An 18,540-nucleotide genomic window follows, 5' to 3' on the forward strand; every position below is an offset into this window, starting at 1 on the left:
GCCTTGGCCCGCGAGGCCACCGTGGGGGAGGAGCGACCCTGCCCGGCCACCAAATGCGATACACCCTCTCGTCCCTCTGATCGAGGAGGACGCAGTGGTGCACGGTGCACCCGGAAACAACCGGCGTGACAAAAACTCACTGATCGCTAGCGTGCCGGGAGGGCTAAATATAGTATTTGGCCATGGCAGCTGCTTCAGTGCCTGCCGGTTTGGACGGGAAAGCGTCGGACACCATGTTGGCGCTTGGCCGTTTTTTCACGCGGTGGGACCAGACAGATGATGGACGCGCAGTGTTCCGTGAGGGCGGGCGCAAGGGTGATGTGTTCTACCGTGACCGGTGGAGTCATGACAAGGTGGTGCGTTCCACCCACGGGGTCAACTGCACGGGATCGTGTTCGTGGAAGGTTTACGTTCGCGATGGCATCATCACCTGGGAGTCGCAACAGACCGATTACCCTTCGGTCGGCCCCGACAGTCCGGAGTACGAGCCGCGCGGGTGTCCTAGGGGTGCCGCATTCAGTTGGTACACCTATTCGCCAACACGGGTGCGGTATCCGTACGGCCGAGGTGTGCTCGTCGAGATGTACCGGGAGGCCAAGGCGAGGCTGAAAGATCCCGTGCTCGCTTGGGCAGACGTTGTAGAGGACCCTGAACGGCGCCGTCGCTACCAGCAGGCGCGAGGGAAAGGCGGGCTCGTTCGCATTCCGTGGCAGGAGGCGGTTGAGATCGCCGCTGCCGCCCACGTTCACACGATCAAGAAGTACGGTCCGGACCGGTGCGCCGGCTTTTCCCCGATTCCTGCCATGTCGATGGTGTCTCACGCGGCGGGAAACCGATTCATTCAGCTCATCGGCGGGGTGATGACATCGTTTTACGACTGGTACGCCGACCTTCCCGTGGCCTCTCCGCAGGTGTTCGGCGACCAAACCGATGTGCCTGAATCGGGGGACTGGTGGGATTCCACCTACCTGATGATGTGGGGATCGAACGTTCCAGTGACACGTACGCCCGATGCGCACTTCATGGCAGAGGTGCGGTATCGGGGCACGAAGGTGGTCGCGATCAGTCCGGACTATGCCGACAACACGAAGTTCGCCGACGAGTGGCTGCCCGCCCAGGCCGGCACAGACGCTGCGCTCGCGATGGCGATGGGCCACGTGATGCTCAAGGAGTTTTTTGTGGACCGGCAGGTTCCGTACTTCAACGGCTACGTACGCCGTTACACCGATCTGCCTTTCCTCGTCCGCATCGAGGAGCACGCTGACGGTGGCCTCGTGCCTACTAAATTCCTGATGGCGAACGACCTACCCGACCAGGCGAACACTCCTGATGCCGCCTTCAAGACGGTTCTGATCGACTCGGCCACCGGCGCTCCAGTGGTACCCAACGGGTCCATCGGTTACCGGTACGGGGAGGCGGGCAAGGGCAAGTGGAACCTTGACCTGGAGGGTGTCGACCCGGTTCTGAGCCTTCTCGACGAGGCCGGCGGCGGCGCATCCGTCCAAACCGCCGAAATTCGGATGCCCTGCTTCGAGGCGCCCTCCGGCGAGGGCTCGGTGGTGACCCGGGGTGTGCCGGTCCGGCGGGTGGCCGGGCACCTGGTCACCACAGTGTTCGACCTGATGCTGGCCCAGTACGGGGTTGGCCGTCCGGGGCTGCCCGGCGATTGGGCCACCGACTTCGACGATGCGTCGACGCCGTATACGCCGGCCTGGCAGGAGGAGATCACGAGTGTGCCGGCTGCCGCCTGCATCAGGGTCGCGCGCGAGTTTGCCCGCAACGCCGAGGAATCGAAGGGGCGGTCCATGATCATCATGGGCGCCGGCATCTGTCAGTGGTTCCACGGTGACGCCACCTACCGCGCGGTGCTCTCGCTAGTGATGCTCACCGGGTGCATGGGGCGTAACGGCGGCGGTTGGGCGCACTACGTCGGTCAGGAAAAAACCCGTCCGATCACCGGGTGGATTTCCCTCGCGAACGGTTTGGACTGGAGCCGACCGCCGCGGACCATGATCGGGACCGGGTATTGGTACATGCACACCGATCAGTGGCGCTCAGATGGGTACTCGGCCGACTCCCTCAAGTCCCCCCTCGCCGAAGGACATTTTGATGGAATGCACACCGCGGACACCCTCGCTCAGTCGAACCGGCTCGGCTGGATGCCATTTTACCCGCAGTTCGACCGCAACCCGCTTGATCTCGCCGATGAGGCCCAAGCGGCGGTAGATGCGGGGGAGGCGCCAGATGCCCCGACCTGGATCGCCGACGCCCTCAAGAACCGGCGGTTGAACCCGGCCATCGACGATGTCGACGCTCCCGAGAATTGGCCGCGCACGCTGGTGCTCTGGCGTTCGAACCTGTTCGGCTCGTCGGCCAAGGGCAACGAGTACTTTCTGCGCAACCTCCTCGGCACCCATAACAACGTGATGGGCACCGACCACGTGAACGCCGCCCGACCCCGGGACGTGAAATGGCACGACGAGGCACCGGAAGGAAAACTGGACCTCCTTGTCTCCGCAGATTTCCGGATGACGTCGACAACCCTGTTGTCGGACATCGTATTTCCCGCTGCCACCTGGTACGAAAAGCACGACCTCTCCTCCACCGATATGCATCCCTTCGTGCACGCCTTCAGTCCCGCCATCGACCCGCCGTGGGAGGCGAAAACCGACTTTGACACGTTCCGTCTGCTCGCAGAGGAGTTTTCCCGCCAGGCTAAGACGCATCTCGGCACCCGGCGGGACCTGGTCAGTGTGCCGCTGCAACACGATACGCCGGGGGAGATCGCCCAGCCCGGTGGAGTGGTCCGCGACTGGCGGGACACGGATATCCCGGCGGTGCCCGGTCAGAATATGCCGGTCTTCTCGATCGTTGAGCGCGACTACACCGCGATCGCGGAGAAGCTCGCCACGGTCGGACCGCTCGCGGAGGAACGCGGCTTCACCGTCAAGAACATCACCTACCGGGTGGAGCACGAAATTGAGCGGCTCGCACAGAGCAACGGGTTGATGCTCGGCGGGGCGGGCAACGGTCGCCCGGCCATCGATACCGATTCGAAATTCGCCCAAGCCATCCTGAGCTTCTCCGGAACCACCAACGGCGAACTTGCCGTGCAAGGCTTCCGCGAACTGGAAGAACAGACCGGCATGAAGCTCGCCGACCTCGCCGAAGGCTCCGAAGAGAAGCGGGTGACCTTCGCACAAACCCAAGCGGGGCCCGTTCCGGTGATTACATCCCCGGAGTGGTCCGGGTCCGAGACGGGTGGGCGCCGGTATTCCCCGTTCACGATCAACGTCGAGCGGCTGAAGCCCTGGCACACCCTCACCGGTCGGATGCACTTCTTCCTCGACCACGACTGGATGCGCGACCTGGGCGAGGCCCTGCCAATCTACCGACCACCGCTGGATATGCAGCGCCTGTTCGGCGAACCGCGGTTTGGCCCGAACGGAACAACCGAGATCACGGTGCGTTACCTAACCCCGCACTCGAAATGGTCGATCCACTCGGAGTACCAGGACAACCTCTTCATGCTGTCGCTGTCCAGAGGAGGTCCGACAGCGTGGATCAGCCCCACGGATGCTGCGGCGATCTCGGTCTCCGACAACGATTGGATCGAGTGCGTCAACACCAATGGCGTGTACGTGTGCCGAGCAATCGTCAGCCATCGGATGCCCGCGGGTGTCGTTTACGTCTACCACGCGCAGGAGCGCACGATCGATGTGCCGAAGTCCGAGGCGACCGGCCGCCGCGGAGGAATCCACAACTCGGCCACCCGGCTGCTCGTCAAACCAACCCACCTCATCGGTGGGTATGCGCAGCTGTCCTACGCGTTCAACTACCTGGGACCCACCGGCAACCAGCGTGACATGGTCACCACAATACGAAAGCGTTCCCAGGAGGTGCGGTACTGATGCGCGTTATGGCTCAAATGGGCATGGTGATGAACCTCGATAAGTGCATCGGCTGCCACACCTGCTCGGTGACCTGCAAACAGGCCTGGACAAACCGCGCCGGCACCGAATACGTCTGGTTCAACAACGTCGAAACCCGGCCGGGACAAGGGTATCCGCGCCGCTACGAAGACCAAGAACGCTGGAAGGGCGGCTGGCAGCTGAATAAGAAGGGCCGACTGGTGCTCAAGGGGGGTGGACGGCTGAAAAAGCTGTTCGGACTCTTCGCGAGCCCCGTGCAGCCCGAGCTGAAGGACTACTACGAGCCCTGGACCTACGACTACAAAACCCTGATCGACGCTCCGCTCGGAGACGACTTCCCGGTGGCCCGACCAAAATCGTTGATCACCGGTCGGGACACCAAGATTAGCTGGTCGGCCAACTGGGACGACGACCTCGGCGGCGCCCCGGAGATGGGGCACCTCGACCCCATCGTCGAAAAGGTGCGGCGAGAGTCGGAAGACAAGATCAAATTCGCCTTCGAGCAGACCTTCATGTTCTACCTCCCGCGCATCTGTGAACACTGCCTCAACCCCTCCTGCATGGCATCGTGCCCGTCCGGCGCCATCTATAAGCGCGTCGAAGACGGCATCGTCCTCGTCGACCAAGACAAATGCCGAGGCTGGCGCCAGTGCATCACCGGCTGCCCCTACAAGAAGATCTACTTCAACCACAAAACCGGTAAGGCCGAGAAGTGCACCTTCTGCTACCCGCGGGTGGAAGTGGGTCTTCCCACCGTGTGCTCCGAGACCTGTGTCGGCCGCCTTCGCTACCTCGGTCTGTTCCTCTACGACGCCGACCGGGTCACCGACGCCGCCGCGGTGACGGACGTGACCGCCCTGTACGAATCGCAGATGGACGTACTCCTAGACCCCAACGACCCCGAGGTGGCCGCAGCCGCCCTCGACCAGGGCATCCCCACCGACTGGCTCGACGCAGCGAAGAAGTCACCGGTATATGCGCTCGCCAAGGTGTACAAAGTCGCGTTGCCGCTGCACCCGGAGTATCGCACCATGCCGATGGTCTGGTACGTGCCGCCGCTGTCTCCCATCGTCGACCTGCTGAGCGAGCAGGGCCACGACGCCGAAGACAGCAGCAATCTCTTCGGCGCCATCGACGCCCTCCGCATCCCCGTCGAGTATCTCGCCGAGCTGTTCACCGCCGGCGACACCGACAAGATCACCGAGGTGTTGCGCAAGCTTGCGGCGATGCGTGCCTACATGCGGGCGATCACCATGGAACAAGAACCCGACCCTTCGATTCCGGCAGCCGTGGGGATGTCGCCGGGCTCCATGTACGAGATGTACAGGCTGATGGCGATCGCGAAGTATGACGAGCGTTACGTCATTCCCAAGGCACACGTCGAGCAGGCACACGACCTGGAGGAGATGGGGTGCTCGGTCGATTTTGAGGGTGGTCCGGGCATGTATGAAGACTCGCCGTTCGGTGAGGCGAGCGGCAGGCCAACACCCGTGGCCGTGGAAAACTTCTACGCGCTGAAAGACCGGCAGACGTCCGATACTCCCTCCGGCGAGCAGGCCCTCCGAGGCCGCGTCAATCTACTGAACTGGGACGGCAACGGTAGCCCGACCGGTCTTTTTCCCGAGAAACGCGACCGACCAAGCGCTGCGGCCCCGTCGCCGGGCGATCTGCGCCCGCCCACGGAAAAGGGCGGCTCGCTATGAGGCGCGATCGAGCCGCCGCCGCGCACAGCCTGGCGCAGCGCGTGTTCTATCAGGCCGCGTCCTGGTGTCTGTCGTACCCGGATGCCAAACTCCTGGAACGGTGCGCGTTGATGCGGTCCGCGCTGGCCGAACACGGCCCGGCTGCACCGGATCTCACAGCGTTCATCGGGTACCTCGAGAACACCGCGTTGGGAACCCTGGAGCGTTCCTACGTGGAGACGTTCGACCTGAGCAAGCACCATCCGCTCTATCTCTCGTATTGGACCGACGGCGACACCCGTCGCCGGGGTGACGTGTTGGCTGAGTTCAAGCAGGTGTACCGGGGCAGTGACTACCTGACCAACACCCACGGTGAGCTGCCCGACTTCTTACCGCTGGTTCTCGAGTTCGCCGCGTTGGCCGGCCCGATGGCGGGTCGCGATCTGCTCATCCGATACCGCCCCAGTGTCGAAATGCTCCGACTCGCGCTCACCGAGCACAAGTCACCGTACGCCACCGTGGTGGAGGGCATTTGTGCCACCCTTCCCGGCCCATCACCCGCCGATCGACAGGCCGTGCAAACCATGGCGGGCGTCGGCCCACCGGCCGAAAGCGTCGGCCTCGAACCCTTCGACCCTCGTCTGCTTCCCCTGAACGGCGGCTCATGATGTGGGACGTGCTGCTCTGGGGCATTCTCCCCTACGTGATGGTGGCGATCCTGATCGGTGGGACCATCTGGCGCTACCGCTATGACCAATTCGGTTGGACCACCCGGTCATCCCAACTCTACGAATCCCGCCTCCTGCGGATCGGATCCCCGACATTTCACTTCGGGCTCCTAGCCGTCATCGCCGGGCATTTCTTCGGCCTGGTGGTCCCCATGTCCTGGACTCTCTTTTTCGGGATGAGCCAGGATTTCTATCATCTCAACGCCCTGCTGGTCGGGGGAGTCGCTGGGGTATGCACTCTCGGCGGGATCGTGATCCTGATCTATCGACGACGCAAGACGGGGCCGGTTTTCATGGCCACGACCACCAATGACAAGATCATGTACGTCGTGTTGACAGCTGCGATCGTCCTGGGCCTCTGGACCACTCTCGCCAGCGTCTTCAGTGGCGAGCACGGCCACAACTACCGGGAAACGGTGTCGCCCTGGTTCCGATCCCTGTTCATCCTGCAACCCGATGTCACGGCTATGGCTGCCGCTCCGTTCTCCTTCCACATCCACACCCTCGTCGGCATGTTGTTGTTCACAATCTGGCCCTTCACCCGACTGGTGCACGCTTTCACCGCGCCTGTGCACTACTTGTTCAGGCCCTACATCGTCTACCGGTCCAGGGATCGAGAAGCCGGGCAGGTACGGCCGGCGCGGCGCGGGTGGGCGCCCATCGGCACCAAGGATCGCACTCCCGATAAGCGCTGATCGGAGCAGCGGCGATGGACACACCGATGGGCTCGAGAACCTCTGCACGGCAGAGGGCACACCACAGTAGAGGGACCAACCTCGCCCTCGCGACGCTCGCATCCGTCGTGTGCTTTTGGGCATGGACCAGCGTGTCGCCGCTGGGCATTCGCTACACCGAATCAATGGGCCTCTCCCCGGCCCAGACATCAGTGCTCGTCGCGATGCCCGTGCTTGTCGGATCGATCGGCCGGATCCCGGTGGGCGTGCTCACCGATCGCTTCGGCGGACGCATCCTATTCGCACTGGTGCTTCTAGCATCCGTCCCTGCGCTGGTGCTCGTCGCGATTGCAGGAACCCTCAACGCATACGTCTTCCTGGTGGCCGCCGCGCTGTTGCTCGGCGTGGCCGGAACCGTTTTTGCCGTGGGAATCCCCTTCGTGAGTCACTGGTACCCGCCGAGCCGTCGAGGCTTCGCTACCGGGGTGTTCGGGGCAGGGATGGGCGGTACCGCGTTGTCGGCATTCTTCACGCCTCGCCTGGTGGATTGGTTCGGATACGTTCCAACTCACCTCATCCTCGCGGTGCTCCTCATCGTTGTTGCCGTCATCGTGTGGCTCTACATGGCCGAGTCCCCAGGATTCACGGCCAGCACTGATCCCTTCCTGCCCAAGCTCGCTGCTGCTGCCCGGCTCAGCGTGACCTGGCAGATGAGCTTTCTGTATGCGCTGGTTTTCGGCGGATTCGTCGCCTTTTCCACCTACCTGCCCACCTACCTGCGCCAGATCTACGACTTCGACCTCACTGCCGCCGGAACCCGAACGGCGGGGTTTGCGGTTGCCGCCGTAATCCTCCGCCCCGTCGGTGGGATCCTTGCCGACCGCATCGGGCCGAAACCGGTGGTGATCGGCTCGCTCGCCGCGGTTGCAGTTCTCGCCTGGGTGGTGAACCTCCGCCCGGACGGCGAGATCCCTGCCGGCGTCACCTTTGTCGCGATGGCGTCGGCACTGGGGCTCGGTGCCGGGGGAGTGTTCGCCTGGATCGGACGAAACGCTCCACCAGCCAACGTGGGCGCGGTGAGTGGCATCGTCAGTGCGGCCGGCGGGCTGGGCGGCTACTTCCCGCCGCTCGTGATGGGGGCCACCTACAACGCTGCGGAAAACAGCTACGCCGTCGGACTACTCCTCCTAGCCGGTACTGCTCTGGTCGCCCTGGTCTTCACGATGCTCTTTGTGAAAGACAAGACGCCTGTCACCACGAATCAGTGATGCCTGCGTCAAGATGAACGAGACGACGCCCGTTTCAGCCACAATCGGACGGTCGCGGCGCATGGATAGAGATGGGGGAGGCGCGCGTGCCGTGGGATCAAGCGACTAACCACGATCGTGTTGATGACGGGAAGCGATCTGTGCCAAGTTCTGGTTTTTCAAGTTTGGGTGAACTCGGAGGCGTTCTTCTCAATGCTCCGATCGATCAGGCTGAGGAGACTCTGGCGCAACAGCTAGCGCACATCGCGTTCTCCGGCAAACTCGAATCGGTAGACCAGATCGAATTGACGGTCGTAGGCCATCCAGGTGGTGGGTTCAGTTTTGATAGCGCCCGGGTGCATGCGCGAGCAAACGAATTCCCTTGGCGCGGTCCCGTTATAGGCGTCGAAGATTCTGACGACGAGTGCGTTAGCACGACTAGCATCTATTCGGCTCGAGCCACGGACGCAGACGGCTAACGCGCTTCCTGCAAAGGGCGTCGCGGGCGGCGCTGCGCGCGCCGGCCGCCGCAGTTCCTCCGCGGTCCATAGAACAGGAGTCCATCGGCCGGGCGTCGGCTATTGGCTAGAGCCAGGCGGCCAGATCGTCGGCGAGGGTGGGACGCGATCGGGCGAGTAATCCGCGCATTGTCGACTCTGGAACGACGAGTTCGATCGCGATATCTGCGTAGCTGCAGCCGGCGAACTCACGCATGAGCCAGGCCCGTTCTTGATCCAGGGGGAAGCTAGCCAACGCCAGACAGTGCGCCGTTTTGAAGTGAAAGCTGCACTACGTCTAAGGGACTACTTTCGACTGTGCCGGGGTGTCGAAGGGCAGCGTTCCCGGATCCCGTAGGGTCGTCCGCAGGCGGACAGGGGACACGGCACATCACGTAAGCCTGTCCTTGGCCAGTCCAGCGACATAGACTGATTGTTCGTTCGAGAGGGAGAACCATGAAAATCAACGACGACGCTGATGGTGAGTACACCGATTCCGAGGCAGCGGCCAGCACGCCGGAGATTGACGCCGACGAGACGCAGGCAGAGGGCGAGTACACCGACAGCGATACTCCTAACGAGAACCCGCCGGCAACGGACACCACCTCTCTCTGACCTCAGGTCGCGCTTTGCCGAGGGCAGCCCGTGTAGGTTAGCTCCCCGGCAGTCCCAGAACCGGTCGGCGGTGTGACCAGAAACGAACCAGATACCTCGCTGCGTGACCAGAATGAGCCCGTCTTCGTCCGTGCCAGCGCGCACACTAGACCCATGAAAACCGCGGAAGTCCGCGGGATTCCGGCCCAGTGCGGGTGGACGAAGAGGTCGAGACGGCTATCATTTGTTCTTGGTTCGAGTCCAGGTACCCCAGCAGTAAGAAAACCCCCGGTCATGCGGGGGTTTTTTCGTTTCGGCTCCGCTGTGGAACCATGTCCGAAAACCGCTAGAACGCGGCGCCGATCCAATTGGCTTCTCATTTCGTACGCCGGTCACCGGTGAATTCCTCATTTTGTCGCCCACTGAAGTGGCACATTAGCGCGCCCGTCGCTCGAAGCCCGGAATCCCGGGGGTTGGCGTGACCAGAAATGCGCCAGAATCTCGACTTCGGCTGCTGGTGCCGAGGTCGAGCAGCACAATCGAGTCGAGATCCCCGACATTGAGCCAGTCCACGAGGCGTCAGACACCACCATCGTGACGGTGCTGTGTGACCTCAATCTGGCCTGCCGCCATGGCCCAACGCATCCTGGACTACCGGGAGGCTCAGGGCCGGTTCACCAGCATCAAGGATCTCCACAATGTCACCGGAATCGGCGACAAGACCTTCGCCGCGCTCCAGGACCCGGTCACGGTCTGAACGCCCTGTCGGCCTGTGTCGGGCGGCCTGCGTCGCCGTTCCCAGGCTGCGATGAGACAATGAGGAAATCCAGACGCAGCCACGCACCCACAAGGATTGGCGCACCGACATGTCTCGCACCCGCACGATCCTCTCGGCCCTCGGACTCGCGGCCGTTGGGGCCGTGGCCGTCGCGGGGGACGCCCTGTTCGGGCCTTGGGGCGGCTGGTCGATCCTGCTGGTCGGCGGCTACATCGTCGGCGGTCGCACGGCGCGCACCAGCCGATTCGAGATCATGTCGTCGCGGCGCACCGTGCGCGCGATCGAGGGCGATCCGCGCACCGACAAGTATCGCGTCGCCGTGCACAAAGAGCTTGCGAAGGACCGGCGTCAGGTCGCCTCCCTACGGCGGCACCTCGGTCGCCGCGTTTCGAGCGAGATGGCTGAGGTCGTCGCCAAGATCGATGACATCCTCTCCAAATGGGCACAGCTGAGGACGACGACCGACGACAGGTTCACCGTCGAGGCGATGATCACCGATTACATTCCCGGCCTTCTGGAGGCCTATCGAAACCTCCCGGGCCACAAATTCCGTAAAACCTGGTTGCCAGAGCAGGTACGGGCTTGGGACGCACTCGGTGAACAGGTGCGCATCCTCGACGCCGAGGCCCTGCGCATCCAGAAGACCCTGTATTCGACCGACCTGCGGTCGGTCGAAGCCCACGGCACCTTCCTGCGAGACAAGTACACCCGCCGGCCAGGGCTGGAGATCAACCGGGACTGAAACGCGTCGACGGCCCGAGCCGGCGGTGGCGTCAACGGTGGGATCTGGTTGAACATCGGTGGCCCTCCGGCCGCGAGTTGTCGGGGTCAATAGGCTGAATCTCATGACTACTCGTCGGACTCGCGCAGCAGGTTAACCTCGTCCAGGACGTCGATGACGGAGCGGCCGAGCCGGTCGATTCGCCACACGACGACCGTGTCACCAGGTTCGGCGTAGCCGAGGAGCTTCTTCACCCGCTTCGGCACCGGTGACGTCAAGGCATCGCCGTTCTTAGCCGTCGCGCTGGTTTTGCAAGGCAGATTCGTCGACCACTGCCCTTCTGGCTTCTGCGCTAAGTGCCATGCTGACAAGGTTCGATCAACAGAGGGGTACACGAAATGATGGCTGATCCGCACTCGCAGCGGGTGAGCGCCCGTGCGATCGAGGAGGACGAGCGTGCCCGTGAACGTGGCCGGGTGCAGATGTTCAACGCAACCCGCCCGGATGGATTGGACGGGTGGACCATCGCCCTGGAGCAGTATGAACTCCTCGTTGAGGTCATTTTGGGGACGATCGATGCCTCGCCGCCGACGACGGCTCAGTCCCCTTGCAGCTCATCGTGCAGGAAGCGCAGAAGGCCCTCGCGGGGCACCCTGCCTTCCCAGGCGGTCGTCTGACCAACTACGTGCGATTCACGAAAGTCGATCTTGAAGCCCGGGGGAGGTTGGAGCGGATTCCGAAAAGCTCGCCTCAACGCGTCCGAAGAACCACCGACTCCTCGACAAATTGACTGATCCGCCAGCATCGGCCATTCGACCAAGGGCACGATGAGGGCGGGCCGTCACGGGACACCTGCCCGAATGACAGCAGGCCTACCACGACGTTAAGTGACGGTTCTTGCCTTCTTCGCGGGCATTCTGGTGTCAGGTTGTCGGCCGTCTGGTGGGTCAGAGAGCTCCTGTGGAAATCGAGCCAGAGCGGGCGGGGTGCTACCCATCAGCTCCACCGCGGCGATGTAGGGCCGCACGCACTGCTACTTCTGGGGTACGCCAATTGATGACCCGTCGAACGGCACACACAATTGAGTGTCCCAGGGCCGCGCTCTCGCACCGGCACACCGAAGTGCACCGGTACGGGGAGCGCTCCTGCTTGCGGTTAGCTAGCGTTGAGAAGGCCTGTCATGACCTTGATCTCGGCGGTCTGGCTCGTGATGATGTTTTCGGCCAGCGTCACCGCGTCTGGACTTTGGCCGTCTTCGACTTCGTCCGTGGCCATGTCAATGGCGCCTTCGTGATGTTGGATCATCTGGTCCAGAAAGATTCGTCCCGCGTCGGCCCCCGTGGCTGATTCCAACTCCGACATATCGCCGTCCGACATCATGCCATTTCCGTGATCCATGTCGTCCATCATGTCGTTGGGGTTTCCGACCCCCCAGGTGTCGAGCCAGCCTTCCATCAGGGTGATCTCGGGTTGCTGAGCGTCTTTGATCTTCTGCGCGAGTTCGGTGATTTGAGAGTCAATGCCGCTCTCGGTGATGATCATGTCCGACATCTCCACGGCCTGCTGGTGATGGGGAATCATCATCATGGTGAACATGACGTCAGCGTTGTTGTGTGCGTTTGACGCTGACGGCGACGAACCAGCGCCTGGGCTGGATGATTCGTTCTGTCCAATGCCGTTGCCGGGCATGGCTGGTGTGGTTGTGCATCCGGCGAGTAGGGCCGTTGCGATGGCTGCGGTCGTTGCGAGCGCGATAGTGCGAGTAGTCATTGTTCTTCTCTTTCGATCAGGGTGCGTAGTGCGGTCTGAGTGATGTGCGGGATGAGCTGGGATGCACATCAGACTCGACTGATCGACAGGATGATGAGAGATGGAGGAGGTAAGGAGAAGGACCAGCCCGGCGAGCTGGATCGAACGATGGTATTAGCCCCCGGGGGAGTGAGCGGCCGGTTCATCGCTGGAGCGACGGCAGCCAGGAGCGCTGTGATGCTCAGCAGCGCCAGGACGCACGCGAGCATTGTGATGAACCCTGCCGAGGATTTCGATGTACTGTCGCCATCTCCTCCAACGGCAGCTTCGCCAGCCGGGTGGACGCCTTGACTCATGCTTTGCATCGGAGCACCCATACCGTGGTCGACGCTGATGGTATGCATCGCGAGTAGTCCACCGATCAGCGCGACGGCGAGGGCAAACGTGGTCGCGTAGGCGCGCCATACGGCAGACTGCGGCACCAACACCGACAAGTTCTGCTTTGTCGTCAATACGGCCACCTCCCTGCTGGGCACACTACTTGAGAATCCCGGATACCCTCTGGGCATATCGGGACAGTCGAGCATCGATCTGGGCCAGATCGAAGAGTCCAGAACAGAATGCTTCACGATCTGGCGCCGGCCACCGCCACGATCCTCGGCGTGGGGCTGGACATCACCGTGCTCATCGAAGACGGGGACCACTCCACCGAGTTGCTACTGGCCACTCATGCCCATCTATGGCGCGCGTTGGCGGGACGAGTCCATCGGTAGAGTTTTGCGATGAAGAGTTTCCACATCAAGGTGCCTGAGTCGGATCTTGTTGACCTACGGGATCGGCTTCTTCGTACACGCTTGCCGGAGCCAACTCCTGGGGCGGAGTGGGCTGCTGGAGTTCCGAAGTCTTACTTGCAGAATCTCGTCACCTACTGGGAAGCCGAGTTTGACTGGCGTGCTCAGGAACGCCTGTTGAACTCATTCCCGCAATTTACTGCTGACATCGACTCACAGTCAGTCCATTTTGTTCATGTGAAGTCATCCCATCCCAATGCTGTACCTCTTGTCCTGAGCCATGGATGGCCGTACTCGTTTGCCGAGATGCTCCCGCTCGTCACTCTCTTGTCCGACTTTGACCTCGTCATTCCCTCATTACCCGGGTTCGTGTTCTCCGACGCCCCCACCGGATTCTTCACCGACACAAGCACGGCGCGAACGATACACAAGTTGATGACCGATGTCCTCGGGTACGCCCGATACGGCACCTATCATGAGGACATTGGCGCATCCGTCAGTCATGGCCTGGCCTCACTCTTCCCGGACTCGGTGCTCGGTATCTTCGTCACCCACCCCGCAGTGCCCCAGGTTGACGATCGCGAAGACCTTTCCGCGGCAGAAGAGGCCTTTATTGCGTGGCTCGACGCCGAATGGGCGGACGAGACCGCGTATGCGCATCTGCAAAGCACCCGCCCCGACACGGTCGCCGCTGCCTTGAACGATTCGCCCGCAGGCCTTGCCGCCTGGATTCTCGAAAAGTTTCGTTCCTGGAGCGACAGACGCAGCGGCCCGACCGAACTCACTCTTGATGAAAAGTTCTCTCGCGACGACCTTCTGCGAACGATTTCGCTGTACTGGTTCACCCAATCCATTGGGTCATCATTCCGCTCCTACTACCACCTGCGGCACCGCGAGAAGCGTGGCGCCGTTCACGTCCCGACGGGCATCGCCGTCGGAACAGGAGACCTCGGATACCCCCTTGAACTTGCCCATCGTACTTACACCGACATTCGAAGCTTCGCCGTACTCCCTCACGGTGGTCACTTCACGGCGAAAGAGGAACCCGAACTCGTCAGCGCCAATATCCGGGCCTTCTTCCAAGGGCTCCGAACCGAACCGGACCCGCGATCTCCCGCTAGCGCTCGGCTGAGCCCTGAGCGTGGCTAATTGGTTCAGACTCCGGGAAGTCTCTCCAGGGTAATCGGGCCATCGACCATGGCGCCCGAACGTCGATCAAACGTCGACGCCGCCAGCTCGGCCACTCCGCCGGTCCCGGTGGTGCGTCGACCTCCAGGTTGGCTTGTTCGTCACGTATCCCATGTGGTTCACGTAGAGTCGGGCGTGCACGGGGGTCGTGCGGGGCGCCGTGTCCGGCGCCGGATATGGGGGATTTATGCGTCGTTCCAAACCAGCTCTGGTCAGATCGGTGGCCTGCCTGCTCGGGGTGGCCCTCACGTTCACGGCGTGCACCGCGTCGCCGCCGGATGCCGGTGCGACCGAGAGCGCCGAGAGCGTGAACACGGCGGACTGGCCGGCCGTCGAGCTCAACGGTGTCGGTCCAGTCGAGAAGATCATCGACGTGCCAGAGGGCGCAGCGTCGTTCCGGGTCAGCTTCGTCTGCGTCAGCGGCAATTTCAGCCTCTCTTTCAGCGGGGCCACGCAGAATGACCGCCGCGGCGGCTGCCAGGGCACCCGTACCTACCTGTTTCCGGCGTCCGAATCCGCACCGATGCAGCTGTACATTTCCGTGCCAGCGGACTCGCAGTACGCGTTGACGGGCGAGTTCACCACTGACGTCTTCAGCCCCGACCCGCTCATCACCGACGCCTGCACGCAACTGTCGGAGTACATGAGTGTTTATCTCAACGCCGACCAGGGCTACCTCCAGGGCGACGTGAGCGCCGAGGAGTGGCGCGTGCAGATGGACGAGGCCGTGGGCATCATCACCGAGCTGCAGGACACGGCCACCGGGCTCATCGCCCTGCAGCTGCCCGCGCTGGTGGAGGGGATGTCCTCGCCCGTCGTCGTGCCCGGCTATTTCCACCAGCAGCACTCACCGACCGAGATGGATGCGGCGGGCACGATCGTCGGGGACGTCTGCGGCGACAACGGCTCCGGCATCGCGATCATGGCCGCGTACGGCGGCTGACCCCTCCAGCGACTTGCCGCAAGGCCGTCGTTGGGGGCCCGAATAGATGAATTGCGGGAAGTGGCGGTGGGGCGCGCGAATGTACCGACAGTGATACTCCTCACGAGCATCCAACGGACACGATCGCGACGAACTATCGCGGAGTCCACACCGAGCGGTCGCGGTGGGCGAACACTGCGAACCCGACAGGGTCGCGACCGAGGACCTGACGGACATCGTCGGTCAGGCCCGCGGCCAGGCCCAGCCGGGCGGTGGTGTAAATCGCCGCAGTGACGAGGACCATGCCCCATGGCATTCCTAACTTCCTGCGGGCATGCACGATATACCGCAGGATGCCGGGCCGCGCGTAGCGGATCGGCCGGCCCAGTTCGTGGGTGAGGATCTCGGCAATCTGTGCGTAGGTCACCGCTTCATTCCCGGTCACCGTCCACGCGGTGTTCACATGCGCTGACGGATCCAGAAGCGCGGCGGCCGCAACGGCTCCGACGTCTTCAACATCCACGAATGCCGTCGCTCCGTTGCGTGCAGGGACCATGATCTCGTCCCGATCGCGAATATCGGTCAGATGGGTGGTGGACAGATTTTGGTGGAAGAAGGATGCTCTAACGAAAGTCCATGCCACGCCTGAGTCACGAAGCCACGCCTCGATCGCCGCGTGCGGCACGATGGTGTTCTTCTCTGCTCCCTGCAGCGACAGGAACACGATTTGCGAGATCCCGTGGTCGCGGGCGTACTCCAACGCCGGGATCATCTGACTTTTTGGTTTCCCCAAGTGCGGCGGGCGCATGAGGAACATCTGCTGCACCCCAACAAAGGCGGCTTCCCAGGTAGTTGGGTCGGTGAAGTCAAGAGCAACGGCTTCCACCCGGTCGCCGAATACCCGCCGAACCGACTCGACGCTACGACCGGTCGCCCTCACGCGGGCGCCACCATCCAAAAGCTCCTGCACAACCACCCGACCCACATTCCCGGTCGCGCCGGTGACCAACACCGGATTCTTCCACTCTCGTGCCTGCATTGCGCCCCATCGCCGTCTCCGAGACCTTCACACGTGGGAGTCTTCCCCCATGACAGCGTCGGTATGCCCAGTCTCACACCGAAAAACAGGCCGGCTGACCCGGTCTCACGGTTATGCGAGTTGTGCCAGCCAGGTCAATGCAACGGCGTCACGCTCGGGGGGTGCCACTGTGTCGACTTCGAACTGCGGCCGCGCCCGGATATCGCGGAGTGCGACAACACCCATACAGGGGATGGCGAGTAAGTCACCTTCACGGAGATCGTCGGGCAGCTCCACCATGCCGCGACCGAGACCGGGGGTTTCGTGAGATTCGCCGGAGAGCAGAATCGCGGTGCTGCTCTTGACCGTCGAGGCTCGCCCGATGAGTCGGGTTTCCCGCCACGTCGCGTCCACACTGTCCAGGCACGCGTCGATGAGGACCACACGTGCGGCGTCGAAGTTCCTCAGAACCGCAGTGACCTGCACGACGACGACGGCGGCGTCCCGGTACGGCGATCTCCGCCCGTGAGTGCCGGGGATGACGGCGGTAGCAGTGTGCACGCACGGGGTTTGGCACACGTCGACGAGCCGCAGCATGGACACGCCGGAGACGACGACATCAGTGGTGGTGGCGTGTGAAGATTCGGGCCACGCATCGATGTTGAGCGGATCGGCGAGCGTACGCCGGAGGGACGGCATCATCGCGGTGAGAGTCATGAGCCAGACCTCATTCCCAGATCGCTGGGTCTAAGGGGCTCCAATGTGGGGCTGTCAGGAGTAGTCATTCTTCAGTCCTAACGGACACCCGGGCGCAAGACCGGTCCCCAAACGGAAGACATACGGGAATTTCACGGAACCCAACGGTGCCGCAGTGGGGGAGGAGGCGGTGTAAAGCACCCGGCACGCACAATGGGGCGTGAGTTTCAGCGTGCCGTTTCCGGCAACGAGCACGTCACTGCTCTGAGCATCAGGGGCGCGCAGACCGGCTGCGCACCTCGGCGGCGACCGAGGTGAGGGCCTCGGTGAAGGCGGCGAGCTGATCGGCATTCAAACTACTGGTCGAGGCGGCGAGCATCTCCGAGAAGTCCCGGTGGATGCCGCCCATCACCTCGTGCCCGAGCGGGGTCAACTCCAGGTAGAGGCTGCGCCGGTCGCCGGGGTGATCCACCCGGTGCAGCAGGTCCGCGTCGACCAACCGGCGGGCGATCGCGGTGATCGCGCCCGTGGTCATGCCTAGGTGTGCGGCCAGCTCCTTGGGCGTGATGCTCACCGACCGACCCACCCGGAACAGGGCGCGCAGCTCGGTCGCGCTCACGCCGACATCCTGCGCGATGCGCTGGCGGTTGGCGTCCAGGGCGCTCACGAATGCAGTGGCCGCCGCCGGAAAACCGGTGAGGGTATGCGCGAGCGGTTCGGGTTGGGTCATGTCTCCTCCGGCCTACGTGGGGGCAAGCCCCGCCCACGCGGCGTTGTGAAGTAATCGTACCCAATTCACCCCAAACAAGGTGAAAATGTAGTTTACTGAGTCAGTCACTTAGTGACTAAGGCAAATCAGGCACCGTCAAAACCGATGGAGTAGATCATGATTCCCGATATTCTCTCGCCCGGCCAGTACGACACGGTCTACAACTCCTTGTCCCTGGTCATCGCCGCCCAGCTGTTCACGGCGGTCTTTCTGCTCATCTCGCTGGCACGCATCCTGCCGCGGTATCGCCAGGCCATCACGGTGGCCATCGTCGTCTGCGGCATCGCGGCCTACCACTACTTCCGCATCTTCGACTCGTTCAAGGCGGCCTTCGTGACGGAAGGCGTCGGCGGCCAGGCCGACTACACTCAGGCGGTCGGCGAAGGATTCAACGAGGGCTACCGCTACGTCGACTGGCTCCTCACGGTACCTCTGCTGCTGGTGGAACTCATTGCCGTGCCGGAATTTGTCAAGGTGAATGAGGCCAGCGTGAGTTTAGGCGGCTAGTTTCGGCGCTTCTTCCTGAGCGGCGGGTTTGTTGATCCAGGCCGCGT

The 18,540-nt window shown here is 62.8% G+C and carries 19 protein-coding genes and 1 pseudogene; 13 read left to right on the forward strand and 7 right to left on the reverse strand.

Annotated features, from left to right (window positions below):
* Positions 1–182 precede the first annotated feature (182 nt).
* From RCH12_RS17150 to RCH12_RS17170, 5 genes are read left to right on the forward strand one after another with little or no spacing between them, the layout of a single operon-like run.
* Positions 183–3,911, forward strand: coding sequence for a nitrate reductase subunit alpha (locus tag RCH12_RS17150; RefSeq protein WP_327017694.1), 3,729 nt, complete (start codon positions 183–185; stop codon positions 3,909–3,911).
* Complete coding sequence (gene narH, locus RCH12_RS17155) at positions 3,911–5,635, forward strand: nitrate reductase subunit beta (RefSeq protein WP_327017679.1); 1,725 nt, start codon at positions 3,911–3,913, stop codon at positions 5,633–5,635. Before RCH12_RS17150 ends, narH begins: the two co-directional genes overlap by 1 nt.
* Complete coding sequence (gene narJ, locus RCH12_RS17160) at positions 5,632–6,282, forward strand: nitrate reductase molybdenum cofactor assembly chaperone (RefSeq protein WP_327017680.1); 651 nt, start codon at positions 5,632–5,634, stop codon at positions 6,280–6,282. The genes narH and narJ overlap by 4 nt, the downstream gene beginning before the upstream one ends.
* Positions 6,282–7,037, forward strand: coding sequence for a respiratory nitrate reductase subunit gamma (gene narI, locus RCH12_RS17165; RefSeq protein ID WP_327017681.1), 756 nt, complete (start codon positions 6,282–6,284; stop codon positions 7,035–7,037). Before narJ ends, narI begins: the two co-directional genes overlap by 1 nt.
* Before the next feature lie 26 nt (positions 7,038–7,063).
* Positions 7,064–8,284 (forward strand): MFS transporter, encoded by a 1,221-nt coding sequence (locus RCH12_RS17170; protein WP_327017682.1) that lies wholly within the window; start codon positions 7,064–7,066, stop codon positions 8,282–8,284.
* A 564-nt stretch (positions 8,285–8,848) separates the two neighbouring features.
* Here the strand turns inward: RCH12_RS17170 and RCH12_RS17175 are convergent.
* Positions 8,849–9,016, reverse strand: coding sequence for a sigma factor-like helix-turn-helix DNA-binding protein (locus tag RCH12_RS17175; protein WP_327017683.1), 168 nt, complete (start codon positions 9,014–9,016; stop codon positions 8,849–8,851).
* A 200-nt stretch (positions 9,017–9,216) separates the two neighbouring features.
* Between RCH12_RS17175 and RCH12_RS17180 the strand changes: the two genes are divergently transcribed.
* From RCH12_RS17180 to RCH12_RS17190, 3 genes are all read left to right on the forward strand, one after another.
* Complete coding sequence (locus RCH12_RS17180) at positions 9,217–9,375, forward strand: hypothetical protein (RefSeq protein WP_327017684.1); 159 nt, start codon at positions 9,217–9,219, stop codon at positions 9,373–9,375.
* A 586-nt stretch (positions 9,376–9,961) separates the two neighbouring features.
* Entirely contained in the window at positions 9,962–10,111 is a 150-nt protein-coding gene (locus RCH12_RS17185; protein WP_327017685.1) for a ComEA family DNA-binding protein, read from the forward strand.
* A gap of 109 nt (positions 10,112–10,220) precedes the next feature.
* Positions 10,221–10,874: a hypothetical protein gene (locus RCH12_RS17190; RefSeq protein ID WP_103429660.1), complete on the forward strand. Its 654-nt coding sequence runs from the start codon at positions 10,221–10,223 to the stop codon at positions 10,872–10,874.
* Positions 10,875–10,993: 119 nt separating this feature from the next.
* Here RCH12_RS17190 and RCH12_RS17195 read toward each other — a convergent pair.
* Positions 10,994–11,107, reverse strand: a pseudogene (locus RCH12_RS17195) (recombinase family protein); the annotation flags it as partial.
* A 365-nt stretch (positions 11,108–11,472) separates the two neighbouring features.
* On the opposite strand from RCH12_RS17195, the gene RCH12_RS18590 reads away from it, so the two are divergent.
* Positions 11,473–11,643 (forward strand): DUF6958 family protein, encoded by a 171-nt coding sequence (locus tag RCH12_RS18590; protein ID WP_442784588.1) that lies wholly within the window; start codon positions 11,473–11,475, stop codon positions 11,641–11,643.
* 365 nt (positions 11,644–12,008) lie between these two features.
* Here RCH12_RS18590 and RCH12_RS17200 read toward each other — a convergent pair whose 3' ends face one another.
* Complete coding sequence (locus RCH12_RS17200) at positions 12,009–12,623, reverse strand: DUF305 domain-containing protein (RefSeq protein ID WP_327017686.1); 615 nt, start codon at positions 12,621–12,623, stop codon at positions 12,009–12,011.
* 68 nt (positions 12,624–12,691) lie between these two features.
* Positions 12,692–13,114, reverse strand: a complete 423-nt coding sequence (locus RCH12_RS17205) for a DUF6153 family protein (RefSeq protein WP_327017687.1) — start codon at positions 13,112–13,114, stop codon at positions 12,692–12,694.
* 108 nt (positions 13,115–13,222) lie between these two features.
* Here RCH12_RS17205 and RCH12_RS17210 point away from each other — a divergent pair, with 108 nt between their 5' ends.
* The 3 genes from RCH12_RS17210 (at position 13,223) to RCH12_RS17220 (ending at position 15,524) form a co-directional block, all read left to right on the forward strand.
* Positions 13,223–13,375, forward strand: a complete 153-nt coding sequence (locus RCH12_RS17210) for a hypothetical protein (RefSeq protein WP_327017688.1) — start codon at positions 13,223–13,225, stop codon at positions 13,373–13,375.
* A 9-nt stretch (positions 13,376–13,384) separates the two neighbouring features.
* Positions 13,385–14,542 (forward strand): epoxide hydrolase family protein, encoded by a 1,158-nt coding sequence (locus RCH12_RS17215; RefSeq protein ID WP_327017689.1) that lies wholly within the window; start codon positions 13,385–13,387, stop codon positions 14,540–14,542.
* 226 nt (positions 14,543–14,768) lie between these two features.
* Positions 14,769–15,524 (forward strand): hypothetical protein, encoded by a 756-nt coding sequence (locus RCH12_RS17220; RefSeq protein ID WP_327017690.1) that lies wholly within the window; start codon positions 14,769–14,771, stop codon positions 15,522–15,524.
* A 133-nt stretch (positions 15,525–15,657) separates the two neighbouring features.
* On the opposite strand, the gene RCH12_RS17225 is transcribed toward RCH12_RS17220, so the two are convergent.
* The 3 genes from RCH12_RS17225 to RCH12_RS17235 all read right to left on the reverse strand — a co-directional run bounded on the left by RCH12_RS17225 (position 15,658) and on the right by RCH12_RS17235 (position 17,947).
* Entirely contained in the window at positions 15,658–16,542 is an 885-nt protein-coding gene (locus tag RCH12_RS17225; RefSeq protein WP_327017691.1) for an NmrA family NAD(P)-binding protein, read from the reverse strand.
* 111 nt (positions 16,543–16,653) lie between these two features.
* Complete coding sequence (locus RCH12_RS17230) at positions 16,654–17,238, reverse strand: hypothetical protein (protein ID WP_327017692.1); 585 nt, start codon at positions 17,236–17,238, stop codon at positions 16,654–16,656.
* 250 nt (positions 17,239–17,488) lie between these two features.
* The gene (locus RCH12_RS17235; protein WP_103429653.1) at positions 17,489–17,947 is read right to left on the reverse strand and encodes a MarR family winged helix-turn-helix transcriptional regulator; all 459 of its coding nucleotides are present in this window, start codon (positions 17,945–17,947) and stop codon (positions 17,489–17,491) included.
* A 156-nt stretch (positions 17,948–18,103) separates the two neighbouring features.
* Between RCH12_RS17235 and RCH12_RS17240 the strand changes: the two genes are divergently transcribed.
* The gene (locus tag RCH12_RS17240; protein ID WP_327017693.1) at positions 18,104–18,493 is read left to right on the forward strand and encodes a bacteriorhodopsin; all 390 of its coding nucleotides are present in this window, start codon (positions 18,104–18,106) and stop codon (positions 18,491–18,493) included.
* Positions 18,494–18,540: the final 47 nt, after the last annotated feature.

Source organism: Cryobacterium sp. MP_3.1, assembly GCF_035984795.1.
Taxonomy (GTDB): Bacteria; Actinomycetota; Actinomycetes; order Actinomycetales; family Microbacteriaceae; genus Cryobacterium; species Cryobacterium zongtaii.